The organism is Sphingomonas paludis, assembly GCF_053502515.1.
The window spans coordinates 1,804,837-1,822,572 of record NZ_CP187558.1 but is presented as its reverse complement, the minus strand read 5'-3'; the positions used below and the strand labels follow the sequence as shown (position 1 = coordinate 1,822,572).

The following is a 17,736-nucleotide window of genomic DNA, read 5'->3' as shown; positions in this document are numbered from 1 at the left end:
ATGCTGACCGTTGCCAGCTACAATATCCACAAGGCGGTCGGCACGGACCGGCAACGACGCCCGGACCGGATCGTCCGGGTGCTGTCCGAACTGAACGCCGATATCGTCGCATTGCAGGAATGCGATCGCCGGTTCGGCACGCGCCAGGCGGTGTTGCCCGGCCATGTCCTGAATGATCATGGCGCGTGGCAGGTGGTGCCCATCGCCCAGCGGCAAGCCAGCATGGGCTGGCACGGCAACGGATTGCTGGTGCGGCCGGATGCGACGATCCTGCATGCCGAGGCGCTGCACCTGCCCGTGCTGGAGCCGCGTGGTGCGGCTTTGGCGGAACTGCGCATTCGGGGTCGTGAGGTGCGGGTGGTGGGTATGCATCTGGACCTGTCCGGCCTGTGGCGGCGGCGGCAGGCGCAGGCGATCCTGGCGCATCTGGCCGCCCGGCCGGTGCCGATGCCGACCGTGCTGATGGGCGATTTGAACGAATGGCGGCCGCGCGGCGGCTGCATTGCCGATTTCTGCGGCAGCTATCGATTAGCCGATACCGGGCCGAGTTTCCATTCCCGCCGCCCCGTCGGTCGGCTGGACCGGATCATGGTGAGCAGCGACCTGAGCATATCCGAATGCGGGGTGCATCAAAGCGTGACTGCGCATGCCGCTTCCGATCACCTGCCGGTCTGGGCTAGGCTGACGCCCGCCTGACGCGATCAGGCCAAAAACCGGACGGGACCGAAGGGGAGCAGCGGGTGCGCGAAAAGGAATTGCGGCTGGCGCTGGTCTGTTACGGGGGGATCAGCCTGGCCGTCTATATGCACGGCATCACCAAGGAAGTGTGGCGCATGGCGCGCGCCAGCCGTGCGTTTTGCGACGGCGACCCGCCGGCGGGCGGCAGCCAGGGCGTCTATCGCGCATTGATGCAGGAGATTGCCGACGCAACCGGCATTCATCTGCGCGTCCTGGCCGATATCGTCGCGGGGGCTAGTGCGGGCGGGATCAACGGCGTGTTCCTGGCTCAGGCGATCAGCACGGGCCAGTCGCTGGACCCGCTGACCGACCTGTGGCTGGACCTTGCGGATGTCGAGGCGCTGATCGACCCCGATCAGGGACCGTCCGGGCCGATGACCAAATTATGGGCGTTGCCGATCGCGTGGATGGCAATGAACCGGGGCACGCTGATCGACCGGACGGTCGAGGAACCGGCGCGCGAGGAAGTGCGCCGCAAGCTCGAACATTTCGTCCGGTCGCGCTGGTTCGAGCCACCCTTTGGCGGGCAGCGGATGCTGACGATGCTGCTGGATGCGTTCGCCGCCATGGCGGCGGGCGATGTCGGGCCGCGCCTGTTGCCACCCGGCCAGCCGATCGACCTGTTCGTCACCGTGACCGATTTCCTGGGCTATCCCGAATCGCTGCGGATCAATTCGCCCGCCATGGCCGAGGAAACCGAGCACCGGCTGGTCATCGGCTTTTCGGACCCGGGGCTATCTGGCCCCGCCCCCATCGGCCATCAAGCGGAACTGGCCTTCGCCGCGCGCGCCACATCCAGCTTTCCGGGCGCCTTCCCTCCCTTTGCCGTCGGCGAGCTGGACGATCTGCTGGCGGCGCGCGGCGAGGAATGGCCGGGGCGCGAGGCGTTCCTGAGGCGTGCGCTGCCCCGGCAATGGGCGGCGGGCACTGCCGAGCGGACCGCGCTGATCGATGGATCGGTGCTGGTCAACGCGCCCTTCGAACCCGCCATCGACGCGCTGAAGGAACGCCCGGCCCGGCGGGAGATCGACCGGCGCTTCGTCTTTGTCGACCCCACCCCCGGCGCGCGGCTGAACCTGTCGGGCGATCCGGGCGAACGACCGGGTTTTTTCCAGACCATCATCGGATCGCTGTCCGAATTGCCCCGGCAGCAACCGATCCGCGACAATCTGGAATCGCTCGCCGCGCGGTCGGACCGGATCGAGCGGATGCGCGGGATCGTCGAGGCCATTCGCGCAGAGGTGGAAAAGCAGGTCGTCGGCCTGTTCGGCTATACGCTGTTCCTCGATTACCCCACCCCCCGCCGCCTGGCGAACTGGCGCAGGCGGGCGCAGCATCATGCCGCAACCCGTGCGGGATATGGCCATGCCGCCTATGCGCTGTTGAAAGCGGACGGGATCATCGGTCGGCTGGCCGGGCTGATCGCCGGACTGGCCGGTGTTCCGGATCCGCAGGGCGAACGGGCGATCCGGGCGCTGCTGGCGCAAGTGGTGCGCGACCGGGGTGGAATGGATTTTGCGACGGCCCTGGCGACCGGCGCGTCCGAGCCGGCCATCGCCTTTCTGCGCGACCATGACCTTAACTTTCGCATCCGCCGGTTGCGCCTGATGGCACGGCGGATCACCGAACTGGATCAGGACAGCAGCAATGAGGGGCTGAAGCCCATCCGCGACGCCGTCTATGCATCGCTCAGCGCGTATCTGGAGTGCGAACGGCGGGATCATTATCAGGGGATCGTCGATGCGACCGACGCGCCGGAGACGGCCGAGGCCATTGCCGCGATCCTGGACCGGATCGCGCGGCGGACCGACCTGATCACACTGGACCAGGAAACCGACGACCGGCTGTCGGCGGGCCTTAGCCAGTTGTCGCGCGACCATCGCCGCCCCGTCCTGCTCGCCTATCTGGGCTTTCCGTTCTACGATCTGGCCACGCTGCCGTTGCTGGAGGGCGAGGGGCTGGACGAATTCGACCCGATTCGCGTCGACCGCATTTCGCCCGACGATGCGGTCGCCATCCGCCCGGGCGGGGCGGCGGCGACGTTGAAAGGCATTCAGTTCAACAGTTTTGGTGCGTTTTTCAGCCGATCCTACCGCGAAAACGATTATCTGTGGGGGCGGCTGCACGGGGCGGATCGGCTGATCGACATCCTGTTGTCCACCCTGCCCCCGCCGCAGCAACCGGACAGGGAGCGGATCGCGGCCATAAAGCGCCGCGCGTTCCTGGCCATCCTGGACGAGGAACAGGATCGGCTGACAACCATTACCCCGCTGTTCGCCACGTTGCGGACAGAGATCGGTTGAACCGGCGAACGATTGGCAAAATGCGCAATTTGCGCCTAGGGTCGTCGGCCAAGGGAACAAGGAAAGGACCCCCATGCAATTCCTGAGGACCCTGTTCTGGGCCTTGCTGGTCGGCATTCTGGTCGCATTCGCGTTCAACAACTGGACCAGCGTCGATGTGCGGCTGTGGGGCGGCATGGTTGCACAGACCAATTTGCCGCTGTTGCTGGGCATCGTGTTCCTGCTGGGCTTCGTGCCGATCTTCATCGCCTATCACGCGATGCGCTGGCGCCTGAAATCCAAGCTGGCCAGCACCGAGCGGGCGCTGAACGATCTGCGCATCGCCCAGACGCCGGTGCCGCCACCGACGCAACATCCCGATGGCATCGCACCCGCGCGCGACGTCGCAACGCCCGCGCAACTGCCGCTCGACGGCCCCGCCGGTAGCCGGTTGTGAGCAGCCCGGTCTTCGTCGCGCTGGACACGCCCGATCTGGCGCGGGCCGAGGCGCTGGCCCGGCGCGTGAAGACTCATGTCGGCGGCATCAAACTCGGCCTGGAATTCTTCATGGCCAATGGCCGCCAGGGCGTTCATGCCATGGCTGAGCTGGGCCTGCCCGTTTTCCTCGACCTGAAACTGCACGACATTCCGAATACCGTGGCAAAGGCGGTTCAGGCGCTTCGGCCGCTGAACCCGGCGATCCTGACCGTCCACGCAAGCGGAGGGCGGGCGATGATGGAGGATGCAAAGGCGGCTGCGCCGGAGGGGACCAAGGTGGTGGCCGTGACCATGCTGACCAGCCTCGACGGCCGGGACCTGGAATCGATCGGCCTTGCCCCCGATCCGCACGAACAGGTGGTCCGCCTGGCCGAACTGGCGCGATCGGCCGGGGTCGACGGCATCGTCTGTTCGGGCGAGGAAGTGGCCGCGGCGCATGCGGCGTGGAAGGACGGGTTCTTCGTCGTGCCCGGCGTCCGTCCGGCCAATGGCCAGGCCGGCGACCAGAAGCGCGTGGTGACGCCGCGCCAGGCATTGGACCGGGGAGCGTCCATCCTGGTCATCGGACGGCCGATCACTCAGGCCGAGGACCCGGATCACGCCGCCCGCGCCATCGGCGCCACGCTGTAAGTCCGTTACCGCTCAACAGTCCCCGCATCCCCCGCCTTGTGTATTGCTTCACGCAGTCACCAGGCGTATCCATCTGAAAATGCACAAGGAGGGGATGGAAAATGATGCTGAAGGCAATGCTGTTTTTCGCCGGCTTGACAACGTTGTCGGTGGCGCACGCCCAGGACGCGCCCGCACCGCCGCCGCCCATGCCCATGCCGGAGGCTTCGCCGATTTCACCGCACGAGATGGGCACGCTCTATGATCGATTGAACCGCGACGTGAAGGGCGGGCGTGCCGGGCTGCCCCGGTCTTCGACGCCGGTGCCCGTCCACCCCGATGACGTGGTGGCGGGCGCGGAGGTGCGCGATTCGCGCGGCAAGCTGCTCGGCACCATCGAAAAGGTCGTGCCGGGCGTGGCGACGATCAAGAGCGATGTCGGGCGGATCGAGATCGACTTCGCCTCGCTTGCGAAGAACAACAAGGGGCTGTTGATCAACATGCCCAAGGCGAAGTTCGATGCCATCGTCTCGGGCAAACCCGCCGGCTGACCGCCCGCATGATTGACCCGGCGGCCAGCGGCGCTTAGCGGCATCGGCATGTCTGTCACCGCCAAGATCTGTGGCCTGTCCACGCCGGAAACGATGGACGCGGCCGTGGCGGGCGGTGCCAGCCATGTCGGCCTGGTCTTTTTTCCGCCCTCCCCACGTCACCTGTCCTTTGACCGGGCGGCGGGGCTGGCGGATCGGGTGCCGGGCCATGTCCGGCGGGTGGGCGTGTTCGTTGATCCCGACGATGCGATGCTGGATACGGCCATGGCGGCGGGGCGGCTGGACACGATCCAGCTGCACAAGGCAGCGCCGGAACGGATCGCGGCGATCCGAGCGCGCACCGGCCTGACCGTCTGGGCCGCGGTGGCGGTGAAGACTCGCGCCGATCTGGACACGGCATCGCGCCTGTCGGGTGCCGCCGACCGAATCCTGTATGACGCCAAGACGCCGGATGGCGCGGCATTGCCGGGTGGCATGGGCGTGCGGTTCGACTGGGCGCTGCTGAGCGGATACCGGCATCCCCTGCCCTGGGCGCTGTCCGGCGGCCTGGACGCGGGCAATGTCGCAGAAGCGGTGCGGATAACAGGGGCTACGCTGGTCGATATATCTTCCGGCGTCGAAAGCGCGCCGGGGATCAAGGATGTGGACAAGATCGCGGCTTTCCTTAAAGCGATCGCATCATGAACGCACCCAACAGCTATCGCGCCCAGCCGGACGAGCGGGGCCATTTCGGACAGTTTGGCGGACGATATGTCGCCGAAACGCTGATGCCGCTGATCCTTGAGCTGGAAGCGGCGTATAGGTCGGCCAAGGCGGACCCGGCCTTCGCCGCGCAGTTCGACGACCTGTTGGAACATTATGTCGGCCGCCCCAGCCCGCTTTATTATGCCGAGCGGCTGACCGAGGAACTGCGGAAAGACGCGGGCGAAGGCATGGGCGCGCAAATCTGGTTCAAGCGCGACGAGCTGAACCATACCGGCGCGCACAAGATCAACAACTGCATCGGCCAGATCCTGCTGGCGATGCGCATGGGCAAGACGCGGATCATCGCGGAAACCGGCGCTGGCCAGCACGGCGTGGCCACCGCCACCGTCTGCGCGCGCTTTGGCCTGCCCTGCACCATCTTCATGGGCGCGAAGGACGTTGAGCGGCAGCAGCCCAACGTGTTCCGCATGAAGCTGCTCGGCGCCGAAGTCATTCCGGTGACGAGCGGGGCCGCGACGCTGAAGGACGCGATGAACGAGGCGCTGCGCTACTGGGTGGCGAACGTCCACGACACCTTCTACATCATCGGCACCGCCGCCGGCCCGCATCCCTATCCCGAACTGGTCCGCGATTTTCAGAGCGTGATCGGGCGCGAGGCGCGGGGACAGATGCTGAGCCGCACCGGTCGCCTGCCCGACCTGCTGGTCGCGGCGATCGGCGGCGGATCGAACGCGATCGGCCTGTTCCATCCGTTTCTGGACGATGCGGACGTGAAGATGCTGGGCGTGGAAGCCGCCGGGCACGGGCTGGACAAGCAGCACGCGGCCAGCCTGGCGGGCGGCTTTCCCGGCATCCTGCACGGCAACAAGACGTACCTGTTGCAGGACGAGGACGGGCAGATCGCCGAAGCACATTCGATCAGCGCGGGCCTCGACTATCCCGGCATCGGCCCGGAGCATAGCTGGCTGAAGGAAATCGGCCGGGTCGATTATACCAGCGTTACCGACATGGAGGCGCTCGCCGCTTTCCAGCTGCTGTGCCGGACCGAGGGCATCATCCCCGCGCTGGAGCCGAGCCATGCCATTGCTGCGGTGGAAAAGGTCGCGCCGACGATGCGACAGGATCAGGTGATCCTCGCCAATCTGTGCGGCCGCGGCGACAAGGACATCTTCACCGTGGCGGAAGCGCTGGGGACGGAGATATGATGTTCCGCGGAGGCGGCGAAATTGCGCCGCCGAGAATTGCCTGGCGGCGACCAAGCCTTGGCGAAGCATTTCTAACCGTTTGCTGCGTGTTCACGATTTCGATGACACTGCAAATCCTGTTTTACGCCGCATCTCAAGAAGCAATAAACTACGAAAAAGCGTTCTTTTATGCCGCTTGTTTCGGTGTTGGTTATGGAGTGAGCAGCCTGTTGTGGAAATCGAGAATGGTCATCTTGAGATGAGCCGCCTTGCCTCCACCTTCGCCGCCGCCCGCGCGGACGGTCGCGCCGCGCTCGTCACCTTCGTGACCGCTGGCGACGGACCCACCGCCGACATCCTCGATGCGCTCGTCGCGGGCGGGGCGGATGTGATCGAGCTTGGTATGCCGTTCACTGATCCGATGGCGGACGGTCCGGCGATTCAGGCAGCCAATCTGCGCGCGCTGGCCAACGGCACGACCACGGCGGACATCCTGGCCATCGCTAGCGCCTTTCGTCAGCGCCACCCGGACGTGCCGCTCGTCCTGATGGGCTATGCCAATCCGATGACGCGGCGCGGGCCGGAATGGTTCGCCGCCGCCGCGCGCGATGCGGGCTCGGACGGCGTGATCTGCGTCGATATTCCGCCCGAGGAGGACGATCAGCTTGGCCCCGCGCTCCGCGCCGCCGGGCTGCACCTGATCCGCCTCGCCACCCCCACCACCGACGCCGAGCGGCTGCCCGCCGTGCTGGATGGCGCATCGGGCTTTCTTTACTATGTCTCGGTTGCCGGGATCACCGGCAAGCAACAGGCGGCGCAGGACAGCATCGATGCTGCCGTCGCCCGGCTGAAGGCGGCGACGGACGTGCCCATCGCGGTCGGGTTCGGCGTCCGCACGCCGGAACAGGCCGCCGCCATCGCCCGCGTGGCCGACGGCGTCGTCGTCGGTTCGGCGATCATCGATCTGGTGGCGGCGCACGGCGCGGATGCGCCCGCCGCCGTCCAGTCCTATGTCTCCAGTCTGGCGCAGGCGATCCGCGCCGCATCAAGGGTTTCCGCATGAGCTGGCTAGGCCGCGTTCGCAACGCAATCTCCGCATTTGTCCCGGCAAAGAAGGAGACGCCCGACAATCTGTGGCACAAATGCGCAGGTTGCGGCCAGATGGTCTTCATGAAGGAATATGAAGAGAACAGCGCCGTCTGTCCCCTGTGCGGCCACCACGGCCGGATCGGGCCGAAACAGCGGTTCGCGCAGCTCTTCGATGCCGGCTTCACAGTGCTGAGCAGCCCGCGCACCATCGACGATCCGCTGAAGTTCCGCGATTCAAAGCGCTATGCGGATCGGTTGAAGGCGGCGCGTGCCGAAACCGGCGACACCGACGCATTCGTCAATGCCGACGGCCTGATCCGCGGTCAGCGCGCGATCATCGGCGTCCAGAATTTCGGGTTCATGGGCGGGTCGATGGGCCAAGCGGTCGGCGAGGCGTTCATCGCGGGCGTCGAGGCAGCGATCAAGGCCAAGGTGCCCTACATCGTCTTTACCGCCAGCGGCGGCGCGCGGATGCAGGAGGGCATCCTGTCGCTGATGCAGATGCCGCGCACCACCGTCGCCATCCAGATGCTGCACGATGCGGGCCTGCCTTATATCGTCGTGCTGACCGATCCCACGTCCGGCGGCGTCATGGCGGCCTATGCCATGCTGGGCGACGTGCAGATCGCCGAGCCGCGCGCGACGCTTGCCTTTACCGGCCGCCGGGTCATCGAAAGCACGATCCGCGAAAAGCTGCCCGACGATTTCCAGACCAGCGAATATTACCTCGCGCACGGCCTGATCGACATGGTGGTCCACCGCCACGCCCTGGCGGACACGCTGGCGCAGGTGATCGATTACCTGACCGGCGCGCGCAAGGCGGCGTGATCCAAAGCCGAGCCCAGGGGCGATGCGGCTGCTGATCCTTGTCGGTCCGATCGCGTCGGGCAAGCTGACGATCGGCCGCCTGGTCGCCGAACGGGCTGGTCTGGCGCTGTTCCACAATCATCTGGTGGTCGATGCCGTCGCCGCGCTGTTCCCCTTTGGCAGCGAAGCGTTCGTCCGGCTGCGCGAGCGGCTCTGGCTTGATCTGATCAGCGAGGGATTGGGGGCAGGCCGCGATATCCTGTTCACCCTTGCCCCCGAACCCAGCGTGCCAGCCGATTTCCTGCCTCGCCTGATCAATCTGGCCCGCAGCAGCGGTGCAAAGGTCCATCTGGTTGCGCTGACGCTCGACCCCGGCGAGCAGGAACGCCGCCTGACCGATCCCGATCGCGCCGCGTTCGGCAAGCTGCGCGACCTGGAGCTGTTCCGGTCGATCCGGGCCGAACTCGAACAATGCGCGGCGAGCATGCCGGCGCCGGACCTGACGATCGACACGACGGAAATGACCCCGGATCAGGCGGCCGCGCGCATCGCCGCTCACATGGCCTGATGCCGGACCACGCGACCTCCACCGACCCGCTGGTCCAGCGGCAGCTCGACCGGCTGATGGCGCTTGGTCCCGGTGCGGATGTGCTGGGGCTTGAGCGGATCACCCGGTTGCTGGACCGGATTGGCAATCCGCACCGCGCGCTGCCGCCGGTGTTCCATGTCGCAGGCACCAACGGCAAGGGATCGACCTGCGCCTATCTTCGCGCTGCGCTGGAGGCGGAAGGATACCGGGTCCATGTCTATACCAGCCCGCATCTGGTGCGCTTCAACGAGCGCATCCGGCTGGCCGGGCGGCTGATCGCGGACGACGCGCTGGCGGCATTGCTGGCCGAGGTGCTGGATGCAGGCGGCGATATCGGGGCCAGCTTCTTCGAGGTGACGACGGCTGCTGCCTTTCTTGCCTTTCACCGCACGCCTGCCGATGCCTGCGTGATCGAAGTGGGCCTGGGCGGTCGGCTCGACGCGACCAATGTGCTGACCGATCCGGCGGTATGCGGCATTGCGCAGCTGGGCATGGACCACGAGGCATTTCTGGGCGACACGATCGAGAAGATCGCGTTCGAAAAGGCAGGCATTGCGAAGCCCGGCCGCCCGCTGGTGACGTTCGACCACGGCGATGCGTTGAATGCCGTGATCGCCGACCAGTGCCGGCGGGCGGGCGCTCCACTGTTGCGCGAGGGGCTGGATTGGCAATTCGGCGGCAATGCGACCTTGCGAAAGGTGTTTCATCACGGCCCCGGCGGCGGTGCTCAGGTGATGACGCCCTGGCCCGCACTGCTCGGCGATCATCAGGTCGCCAATCTGGCACTGGCCACCGCCATGCTGCGCGCGCAGCACCGGCTGCCGGTCGGCGCCGATGCGCTGAAGCGGGCGCCGGTCGATGTGCGCTGGCCCGCGCGGATGCAGCGGCTGAGCGACGGGCCGCTGACGACGATGCTGCCCCCCGGCTCGTCGATCTGGCTGGACGGCGGGCATAATCCGGCGGCGGGACGGGCGGTGGCCGATGCGATGGCGGGGATTGCGCCGGATGGCGGCATCCACCTGATCCTGGGGATGCTCGCCAACAAGCAGCCGGAGGGACTGCTGGCCCCGATCGCGCCGATGCTGGCCAGCATCACCGCCCTGCCCGTTCCCGGCCATGCCCATCATGCCCCCGCGATGCTGGTCGAAACGCTTGGCAGGATGGGCGTCGCGCAGGGTGCGGCCGCATCCGATCCCGCGTCGGCCGTTCGCAATGTGGCGCAGCGACTAAACGGACGGCCCGGCACGGTGCTGATCCTCGGCTCGCTCTATCTGGCGGGCGAAGTGCTGCGCCTGAACGGCGAATTGCCGGACTAACTTCGGCGTCGTCATCGTCACATCGCCCGAGCCTGAGGCCATTTGCGATTTGCGATTGACTATCAATAGCGGTTCGTTAGGCTGGTGCTCAGACAGGAGATCAGCCCCCCGATGCTCACCGCCCAGGCCATTGCAGCCGCCCTTCCCCGGCATCAGTCGACACACCCCGCCCGCCGCCTGCTGATGCTCGGCATACGCCGGACCGGTCAGTTCGGGCTGGATGACGCCATGACGGCCAGCCTGTTCATGTCGGCATTCGGCGCGGGCTATCGCCGTCCGCTGGTGCTGATGCGCAGCCTGATGGCCGAATTGTCGCAGGCGGCGAGCGGTTCGATCCGGATCGCCGCCCCGCAATGCTGCCGGATGACGGTGGATGAGGCGATGCTGAGCGATGCTGTTGCGTGCGCCGCGACCCATCCGTCTCGCGCGGCGATGCTGCTGGCCGATCTGACCGCGCGGCGCAATGCCGATGGCCCGGCGGCCACCGCCGCCCTGCTCGCCCGCGCTTTTGCAGAGGGCGGTCAGCCGCTCGACTGAGTGGCCTCGACGTCCTGTTTTGCCGCGCGCAGGCTTTCGACGACGAACCCCTTGCGCCACAGGATCCACAACAGGATCATGCCCGGCAGGGCGACGACCACGGTGAACAGCCAGAAGCCGACCCAGCCCAGCCCCTCCGCCAGATAGCCGGCCGGTGTCGCCAGCCAGGTGCGCCCGACGGCAGCGAAGGAGGAAAGCAGCGCGAACTGCGTCGCGGTATAGGCCAGGTTGGACAGGCCCGACAGATAGGTGACAAACACCGTCAGCCCGATGCCGCTGGTCAGATTCTCCGTCCCCACCGCCAGCGCCAGCATCAGCGGCGAATGGCCGACATTGGCGAGCACGGCGAACAGAAGGTTGGAGAACATCATCAGCGCGCCGGACACGAACAGCGCCCGCCCCATGCCCAGCCATGCGATGAACGGTGCGCCCAGGGCCGATCCCATGAACAGGGCGGCGATCCCCACGAACTTGTTGATCGTGATGAACTCGGTATCGGAAAAGCCAAGCTCGACGATCATCGGATTGAGCATCCCCTGCCCCATCGCGTCGCCCACCTTGTACACCAGCACAAAGGCGAGGATCAGCACCGCGCCGCGCCGGCCAAGAAACTCGATGAATGGATCGAGCACTGCCGTTTTCAACCAGGGGCCGAAAGCCACCCCCGCCCCGCGCGCGGCCTGGGCAACGAACTTGCCCGGCCCGGCGAACAGCGCGGCGATGGCGGCGGGAACGACCAGGAAGCCGGTCAGGCCGTAAGCCATGGCCCAGCCCAGATCAAACCCCTCGGTCGACGCCAGCCACACCGTCACCACCCCGGCGAACAGATTGCCGGTGCGATATCCGAACTGATTCATCGCGGTGCCGTGCGGAAGCTCCTCTTCGGAAAGGATTTCAATACGATAGGCGTCGATGATGATATCCTGTGTCGCCGAAAGGAACGCGACGATGATCGCCCAGACCGCGAACAGGCCGATATTGTTCGCCGGGTCGCTGGCACCCAGCTGCCAGAGGGCGAGGAACAGAAGCAGCTGGATGAAGAACAGCCAGCCCCGCCGCTGGCCGAATAACCGCGTCAGGATCGGCAGCGGCAGCCGGTCGACCAGCGGCGCCCACAGGAACTTCAGGGTATAGGGCGTGGTCAGGCCGATGGCGAAACCGATGGTCGATTTGTCGACCCCCACCTTGGACAGCCAATAGGCCATCGTGCCGAGCAGCAACGTCAGCGGAAACCCGCTGGAAATACCGAGCAGGAACGCAGTCAGCGGCATCCGACGGCGATAGGGGGCAAAGGCCGGTACGACATAGGCAAGGCCGATGATGGCTGCCAGAATCCCGACAAAGACCAGCGTGTCCCATCCGAATTTCACCGCCACCCTGCTCCACAGCCATTGGACCCTGCCAAGCCATACCGAAACTGTGGCGCTTGCCTAGAGGAAGGTGGGCCGCGAGCGAGGGAGCGCTCACGGCCCGGCGGCGCGACGGGGCGTGGGGGCTACAGGTATCGCGCCGCAAGGATGGGGCCGGCATCGCCGCTGCGGACGATGATTGCATGACGATCGACCCCGGCGGCGCGAACCAACCGCCGGTCGATGGCGATGGTCGTCGGGCCGCCGCGCCAATCGGCAATCTTTGCCTCGTTTTTCAGGATATTGACGTAACTGACCGTCCTGCCGCCATTTTCGCCCGATCCGATCCTGACCGTTTCCGCGCTGTCCAGCCCAAGCAGCTGAACGGTGGCAGGCGCACCGGGCTTGCCGTCCAGCGTCAGGCTGGGGGCCGGGCCGCCGGTGATCGTGATGCTGATTTCCGGCAGCGACGAATGCTGCGCGATCAGCCCGGTCAGGCTGGCCGTACGGCTGCCCACCGTTCCCGCCGCGCCCTGAACCACTGCCTGCGGGGTATAGACGCCCGCGCCCGGAATGTGCCGGGCGGCATAACCTTGTTGCAGGACCGTGTTGGCGGGAAGCGCCAGCGTGTCCCGCCATCCAAGCCGGTCCCAATAGGTGACCGGGCGGCTGATCGCGATGACGCCCGGATCCTTTGCCAGCCGTGCCAGCAACGCATCGGCGGGCGGGCATGACGAACAGCCCTGGCTGGTGAACAGTTCGACGACCACGGGATGCCCGCCCGACCGGGCAACCGGTTCGGCATCGGCCGCCGCATCGGGGATAGGGGTCGCACCGGGCATAGCCACATAGCCAACGCCGATGATCAGCGCCACAGCCGGGATCAGGTAGAACAGACGACTGGACATGGCGAATGGGCTTTCGAGGGTGGGGGTGCTCACCCCGGTTCGCCCCGTCCGGCAGCCCGGTTACACCGCGTCAGCCGACCGCGGCAAAGATCGACAGCCGTTCGGGGACGCTGCGCGGAGACCGGCCGGATCCGATCGCCTCAATCACCCCGATCGCCCCGGTCAAATCGCGGGGCCGATAAGGTTTGGCCAGCCATCCGACCGCCGCGACGCGCGCCTGATCGGGACACAGGCCGGCGACGATCAGCACCGGCACCCCCAGCTGCTGGGCCCGCTCGGCAATCGCAAGGCCGGTCCCGTCCGACAGGTTGATGTCCAGCAGCACCAGATGCGGATCGTCGTTATCCAGATGGACCAGCGCGGCGCTGACCGTATCGACGGTCGCAACCACGGCATAGCCCGCCTCGCTCAACAGATGTTCGGCGTCGAACGCCACCAGCGGCTCGTCCTCGACGATCAGCACGCGAGTGATCCGGCGCTTTCTTCTGCTGAACAACATTGCTATCCGCTCTATCCCCTGGCGGAACGGTTTATCCGCCCCCGATCGCAATAACGCATTGCCCCAAATAGAGTTCGGACATCCGACACATTTTGTCGGGTCCCTGAAACGGAATATAGCACAACCATGCCGCCACCGAAATCCAAGGACGCGCCCAAGCAGGCCCGCAAGGACGCCCCGAGGGACGGCCAGCGCATCGCCAAGTTGCTGGCCCGGGCCGGCATCGCGTCGCGGCGCGAGATCGAACGGATGATCGAGGCGCGGCGCATCGCCATCGACGGCAAGCCCGTCGAGACGCCCGCGACCGTGCTGACGTCGCTGCACGGCGTCACGGTCGATGGCAAGCCGGTCAAGGCCCCGGCGCCCGCCCGCCTGTTCCTGTTCCACAAGCCGACCGGCGTGCTGACGACGGAACGCGATCCAAAGGGGCGGCCGACCATCTATGACCGGCTGCCCAAGGACCTGCCCCGGCTGATGCCCGTCGGCCGGCTGGACTACAATACCGAAGGGCTGCTCTTGATGACCACCGATGGCGAGTTGAAGCGTCAGCTTGAACTGCCGTCCAGCGGCATCGAACGCGTCTATCGCGCCCGCGCCCATGGACAGGTGACGCAGGAGGCGCTGGAATCGCTAATGGACGGCGTGGAAATCGAAGGGATGCGCTATGGCCCCATCGATGCGAACATCGAACGGCGCACGGGCGCCAATGTCTGGATCGCGCTCAAGCTGACCGAGGGCAAGAACCGCGAAGTCCGCCGGGTGCTGGAATTTCTGGGGCTTGAGGTGAACCGGCTGATCCGCATGGCCTATGGTCCGTTCATCCTGGACGACCTGCCCGTGGGCGAGATCGGCGAGGTGCGCCAGCACGATCTGGTCGCGTTTCGCCGGACGCTGAAGTAATGAGGATCATCGCCGGGCAATGGCGCGGTCGGCGGCTGGCGGCGCCGAAGGGTGATGCCACCCGCCCCACCGCCGATCGCACGCGCGAAGCGCTGTTTTCGATGCTGGTCAGCCGCATCGGCAGTTTCGAGGGGCTGACGGTCGCCGATCTATTCGCCGGATCGGGCGCCCTGGGGTTCGAGGCCTTGTCGCGCGGTGCCGCATCCTGCCTGTTCGTCGAGCAGGACCGCGATGCGCTGGCGGTCATCCGCGCCAATGCCGAGATGCTGGGCATCCGGGCCGATATTCGCGCGCAATCCGTCATGGCGCTGGGTCCGGCACCGGGGCCGATCGATCTGGTGATGATGGACCCGCCCTATGGCACTGGCGCAGGGGCCGTCGCACTGGACAAGCTGAACCGGCTGGGCTGGATCGGCCCGGCGACATGGGTCAGCATCGAAACCGAAAAGGGCGAGCCGGTGAATGCGGCGGGTTTCGCGATCGATGCGGACCGCAGTCATGGCAAGGCGCGACTGACGCTGCTTCGTCGCGCCGATTGATCCAGTCCGTCGCGGCTCAGTGCTGCCGGATGGCCTTCACCAATTCGGCCTTGTTCATCGACGAGCGACCCTCGATCCCGATCTTTCTGGCCTGATCATAGAGTTCCGCCTTGGTCCGGTCCTCCAGCTTGCCGCCCCCCGATTTCAGCGTGCCTGCCGCGCGCGCATTGGCGATGCGCGCTGCCTTTTCCTTCGATGCGCCCTGGTCCAGCAGCGCTTCGAAGGTTTCATCGTCCTTGACGCTGGGGCCGTGATCCTTTGCCATGTCCTGCTCCTGTCTGTCGGGGGATGAACGCGCGGTCATCGCACCGGTTCACCGGCATGGCGAAAGCGGATGTGACAAAAGGGCGACAAAGCCGATCAACGTCCCTATATGGCGCGCCAAGGGCAGGTCAGTGACGGGCGCATGATGATTACCACCAATCCCTTTGACGACGACAAATTGCGTGAGGAATGCGGCGTTTTCGGCGTGTCCGGTGCCGATGGCGCCGCTGCGCTCGTCGCGCTCGGCCTGCACGCGCTGCAGCATCGCGGGCAGGAAGCGGCCGGCATCACCAGCTTCGACGGCGAATTGTTCCATACGCACCGCGCGATGGGCCATGTCGCCGGCAATTTCGACAAGCCGGACGTGATGGAACAGATGCCGGGCCGGGTCGCGCTCGGCCATGTCCGCTATTCGACGACGGGGGAAACGGCGCTGCGCAACGTCCAGCCGCTCTATGCCGAGCTGGCGACCGGCGGATTCGCCATCGCGCACAACGGCAACATCTCGAACGCGATGCACCTGCGGCACGAGCTGGTGCAGTCGGGTTCGATCTTTCAATCGACCAGCGACACCGAAACCATCATCCATCTGGTCGCCACCTCCAATTTCCGCACCCCGCTCGACCGGTTCATCGATGCGCTGAAACAGGTCGAGGGCGCCTATTCCCTCATCTGCGCCACGCCGCAGATGATGATCGCCTGCCGCGACCCGCTGGGCATCCGGCCACTGGTGATGGGCAAGTTCGGCGATTCGGTCATCTTCGCCTCCGAGACCGTGGCGCTGGACGTCGTCGGCGCGCAATTCGTGCGGTCGGTCGATCCGGGCGAACTGGTCATCGTCCACCATGACGGGCGTATCGAATCGATCCGGCCCTTTGCGCCAGCCGCCGCCCGCCCCTGCATCTTCGAATGGGTGTATTTCAGCCGCCCCGATTCCATCGCCGATGACCGCTCGGTCTATTCGGTGCGCAAGTCGATCGGCGCCCAGCTGGCGATCGAAAACCCGGTCGAGGCCGATCTGGTCATCCCGGTGCCCGACAGCGGCACGCCCGCCGCAATCGGTTATGCCCAGCAATCGGGCATCCCGTTCGAGCTGGGCATCATCCGGTCGCACTATGTCGGGCGCACCTTCATCCAGCCGGGGGACAAGGTCCGGCATTTGGGCGTCAAGCTGAAGCACAATGCCAACCGTGCGCTGATCCAGGGCAAGCGCGTCGTCCTGATCGACGATTCGATCGTCCGCGGCACCACCAGCCTGAAGATCGTGCAGATGATGCGCGAGGCGGGCGCCCGCGAGGTGCATATGCGCATCGCCAGCCCCCCCACCCGGCACAGCTGCTTTTACGGCGTCGACACGCCGGAACGCGCCAAGCTGCTCGCCGCCAAGCTGGACCTGGGCGGGATGACCGATTTCATCCATGCCGACAGTCTGGCGTTCATTTCCATCGACGGCCTGTACAAGGCGCTGGGCGAAGCCGGGCGGATGCCGGTGCGCCCGCGTTATTGCGACGCCTGTTTCACCGGCGATTATCCGACCCCGCTGACCGATCAGCGCGAACGGGGCGACAATCAGCTTGAACTGTTGAGCCACTGACATGACCGACACCACGGACAGCCGGCCGCTGGCCGGAAAGCTTGCGCTCGTCACCGGAGCCAGCAGGGGGATCGGCGCCGCCACGGCCACGGCGCTGGGCGCGGCCGGGGCGCACGTCATCCTGACCGCGCGCACGACCGGCGGGCTGGAATCAGTCGAAGAGGCGATCCATGCGGCTGGCGGCACCGCGACCATCGCGCCGCTCGACCTGAGCGAAGGCGACGGGGTGGTCCGGCTGGCCGAGGCGATTGCCGGTCGGTGGCAGGCACTGGACGTGCTGGTCCTGAACGCGGCGATGCTCGGATCGCTGGGCGCGGTGACGGCGATCGATGCCAAGGAATTGTCCAAGGTGATGACGCTGAACGTCAGCGCGCAGGCAGCCCTGCTGGCATCGTTCGACGCGATGCTTCGCGCCTCTTCGGCGGGCCGCGTGATCGGCATCACCTCCAGCGTCGGGCGCAATCCGCGTGCCTATTGGGGCGTCTATGGCGCGTCCAAGGCGGCGTTCGAAACGCTACTTGAAGCTTATGGTCAGGAAGTGCGCAACGTCTCGCCTGTGCGCACGGCGATCGTCGACCCCGGTGCGACCCGCACAAAGATGCGTGCCCGCGCCTATCCCGGCGAAAATCCGGACAGCGTGAAGCCGCCCGAAGTGGTGGCCGAGCGGATCCTATCGCTGCTCGCATCGGATTTCGAGGACGGCCGCTTCGAACGCGTGGGGTGACCAGTGCCCCAATGCCCTCTCCCCTTGTGGGAGAGGGAGCGATGCCAGTCGATG

The 17,736-nt window shown here is 66.3% G+C and carries 21 protein-coding genes; 17 read left to right on the top strand and 4 right to left on the bottom strand.

From position 1 onward, the window contains the following. The 13 genes from ACPVPU_RS08885 (at window position 1) to ACPVPU_RS08825 (ending at window position 10,905) form a co-directional block, all read left to right on the top strand. Complete coding sequence (locus ACPVPU_RS08885) at window positions 1–696, top strand: endonuclease/exonuclease/phosphatase family protein (protein ID WP_448657573.1); 696 nt, start codon at window positions 1–3, stop codon at window positions 694–696. Between the two features lie 44 nt (window positions 697–740). After that, on the top strand, window positions 741–3,041 hold the full coding sequence (locus ACPVPU_RS08880) for a patatin-like protein (protein ID WP_448657572.1): 2,301 nt from the start codon (window positions 741–743) through the stop codon (window positions 3,039–3,041). A gap of 73 nt (window positions 3,042–3,114) precedes the next feature. Continuing rightward, window positions 3,115–3,477 (top strand): lipopolysaccharide assembly protein LapA domain-containing protein, encoded by a 363-nt coding sequence (locus ACPVPU_RS08875; RefSeq protein ID WP_448657571.1) that lies wholly within the window; start codon window positions 3,115–3,117, stop codon window positions 3,475–3,477. After that, window positions 3,474–4,148 carry an orotidine-5'-phosphate decarboxylase gene (pyrF, locus tag ACPVPU_RS08870; protein WP_448657570.1) on the top strand — a complete coding sequence of 225 codons (675 nt, stop codon included), beginning with the start codon at window positions 3,474–3,476 and terminating at the stop codon, window positions 4,146–4,148. Before ACPVPU_RS08875 ends, pyrF begins: the two co-directional genes overlap by 4 nt. Before the next feature lie 101 nt (window positions 4,149–4,249). Then, window positions 4,250–4,678, top strand: coding sequence for a hypothetical protein (locus ACPVPU_RS08865; protein ID WP_448657569.1), 429 nt, complete (start codon window positions 4,250–4,252; stop codon window positions 4,676–4,678). A 48-nt stretch (window positions 4,679–4,726) separates the two neighbouring features. Then, a complete protein-coding gene (locus ACPVPU_RS08860) occupies window positions 4,727–5,362 on the top strand; it encodes a phosphoribosylanthranilate isomerase (protein ID WP_448657567.1) in 636 nt (211 codons plus the stop codon). After that, a complete protein-coding gene (gene trpB, locus ACPVPU_RS08855) occupies window positions 5,359–6,588 on the top strand; it encodes a tryptophan synthase subunit beta (protein ID WP_448657566.1) in 1,230 nt (409 codons plus the stop codon). The genes ACPVPU_RS08860 and trpB overlap by 4 nt, the downstream gene beginning before the upstream one ends. Continuing rightward, window positions 6,585–6,830: a hypothetical protein gene (locus ACPVPU_RS08850; RefSeq protein ID WP_448657565.1), complete on the top strand. Its 246-nt coding sequence runs from the start codon at window positions 6,585–6,587 to the stop codon at window positions 6,828–6,830. Before trpB ends, ACPVPU_RS08850 begins: the two co-directional genes overlap by 4 nt. Then, window positions 6,827–7,630, top strand: coding sequence for a tryptophan synthase subunit alpha (trpA, locus tag ACPVPU_RS08845; protein WP_448657564.1), 804 nt, complete (start codon window positions 6,827–6,829; stop codon window positions 7,628–7,630). The genes ACPVPU_RS08850 and trpA overlap by 4 nt, the downstream gene beginning before the upstream one ends. Beyond that, the gene (gene accD / locus ACPVPU_RS08840; protein ID WP_448657563.1) at window positions 7,627–8,484 is read left to right on the top strand and encodes an acetyl-CoA carboxylase, carboxyltransferase subunit beta; all 858 of its coding nucleotides are present in this window, start codon (window positions 7,627–7,629) and stop codon (window positions 8,482–8,484) included. Before trpA ends, accD begins: the two co-directional genes overlap by 4 nt. Window positions 8,485–8,506: 22 nt before the next feature. Then, entirely contained in the window at window positions 8,507–9,031 is a 525-nt protein-coding gene (locus ACPVPU_RS08835; RefSeq protein ID WP_448657562.1) for a shikimate kinase, read from the top strand. Next, window positions 9,031–10,368, top strand: a complete 1,338-nt coding sequence (locus tag ACPVPU_RS08830) for a bifunctional folylpolyglutamate synthase/dihydrofolate synthase (protein ID WP_448657561.1) — start codon at window positions 9,031–9,033, stop codon at window positions 10,366–10,368. The genes ACPVPU_RS08835 and ACPVPU_RS08830 overlap by 1 nt, the downstream gene beginning before the upstream one ends. A 111-nt stretch (window positions 10,369–10,479) precedes the next feature. Next, entirely contained in the window at window positions 10,480–10,905 is a 426-nt protein-coding gene (locus tag ACPVPU_RS08825) for a DUF6628 family protein (protein WP_448657560.1), read from the top strand. Here the strand turns inward: ACPVPU_RS08825 and ACPVPU_RS08820 are convergent. The 3 genes from ACPVPU_RS08820 to ACPVPU_RS08810 all read right to left on the bottom strand — a co-directional run bounded on the left by ACPVPU_RS08820 (window position 10,890) and on the right by ACPVPU_RS08810 (window position 13,661). After that, entirely contained in the window at window positions 10,890–12,275 is a 1,386-nt protein-coding gene (locus ACPVPU_RS08820; RefSeq protein WP_448657559.1) for an AmpG family muropeptide MFS transporter, read from the bottom strand. The genes ACPVPU_RS08825 and ACPVPU_RS08820 overlap by 16 nt on opposite strands. A 125-nt stretch (window positions 12,276–12,400) precedes the next feature. After that, a complete protein-coding gene (locus ACPVPU_RS08815) occupies window positions 12,401–13,162 on the bottom strand; it encodes a DUF1223 domain-containing protein (RefSeq protein WP_448657558.1) in 762 nt (253 codons plus the stop codon). Between the two features lie 70 nt (window positions 13,163–13,232). Continuing rightward, a complete protein-coding gene (locus ACPVPU_RS08810) occupies window positions 13,233–13,661 on the bottom strand; it encodes a response regulator (RefSeq protein ID WP_448657557.1) in 429 nt (142 codons plus the stop codon). 126 nt (window positions 13,662–13,787) lie between these two features. Here ACPVPU_RS08810 and ACPVPU_RS08805 point away from each other — a divergent pair, with 126 nt between their 5' ends. Both ACPVPU_RS08805 and rsmD read left to right on the top strand, forming a co-directional pair. Beyond that, on the top strand, window positions 13,788–14,561 hold the full coding sequence (locus ACPVPU_RS08805) for a pseudouridine synthase (protein ID WP_448657556.1): 774 nt from the start codon (window positions 13,788–13,790) through the stop codon (window positions 14,559–14,561). Continuing rightward, a complete protein-coding gene (gene rsmD / locus ACPVPU_RS08800) occupies window positions 14,561–15,100 on the top strand; it encodes a 16S rRNA (guanine(966)-N(2))-methyltransferase RsmD (RefSeq protein WP_448657555.1) in 540 nt (179 codons plus the stop codon). Before ACPVPU_RS08805 ends, rsmD begins: the two co-directional genes overlap by 1 nt. Before the next feature lie 16 nt (window positions 15,101–15,116). Here rsmD and ACPVPU_RS08795 read toward each other — a convergent pair whose 3' ends face one another. Next, window positions 15,117–15,365, bottom strand: a complete 249-nt coding sequence (locus tag ACPVPU_RS08795; RefSeq protein WP_448657554.1) for a Rho termination factor N-terminal domain-containing protein — start codon at window positions 15,363–15,365, stop codon at window positions 15,117–15,119. Window positions 15,366–15,509: 144 nt separating this feature from the next. On the opposite strand from ACPVPU_RS08795, the gene purF reads away from it, so the two are divergent. Both purF and ACPVPU_RS08785 read left to right on the top strand, forming a co-directional pair. Then, entirely contained in the window at window positions 15,510–16,958 is a 1,449-nt protein-coding gene (gene purF / locus ACPVPU_RS08790) for an amidophosphoribosyltransferase (RefSeq protein ID WP_448660465.1), read from the top strand. Between the two features lies 1 nt (window position 16,959). Beyond that, window positions 16,960–17,682 carry an SDR family NAD(P)-dependent oxidoreductase gene (locus tag ACPVPU_RS08785; protein WP_448657553.1) on the top strand — a complete coding sequence of 241 codons (723 nt, stop codon included), beginning with the start codon at window positions 16,960–16,962 and terminating at the stop codon, window positions 17,680–17,682. Window positions 17,683–17,736: the final 54 nt, after the last annotated feature.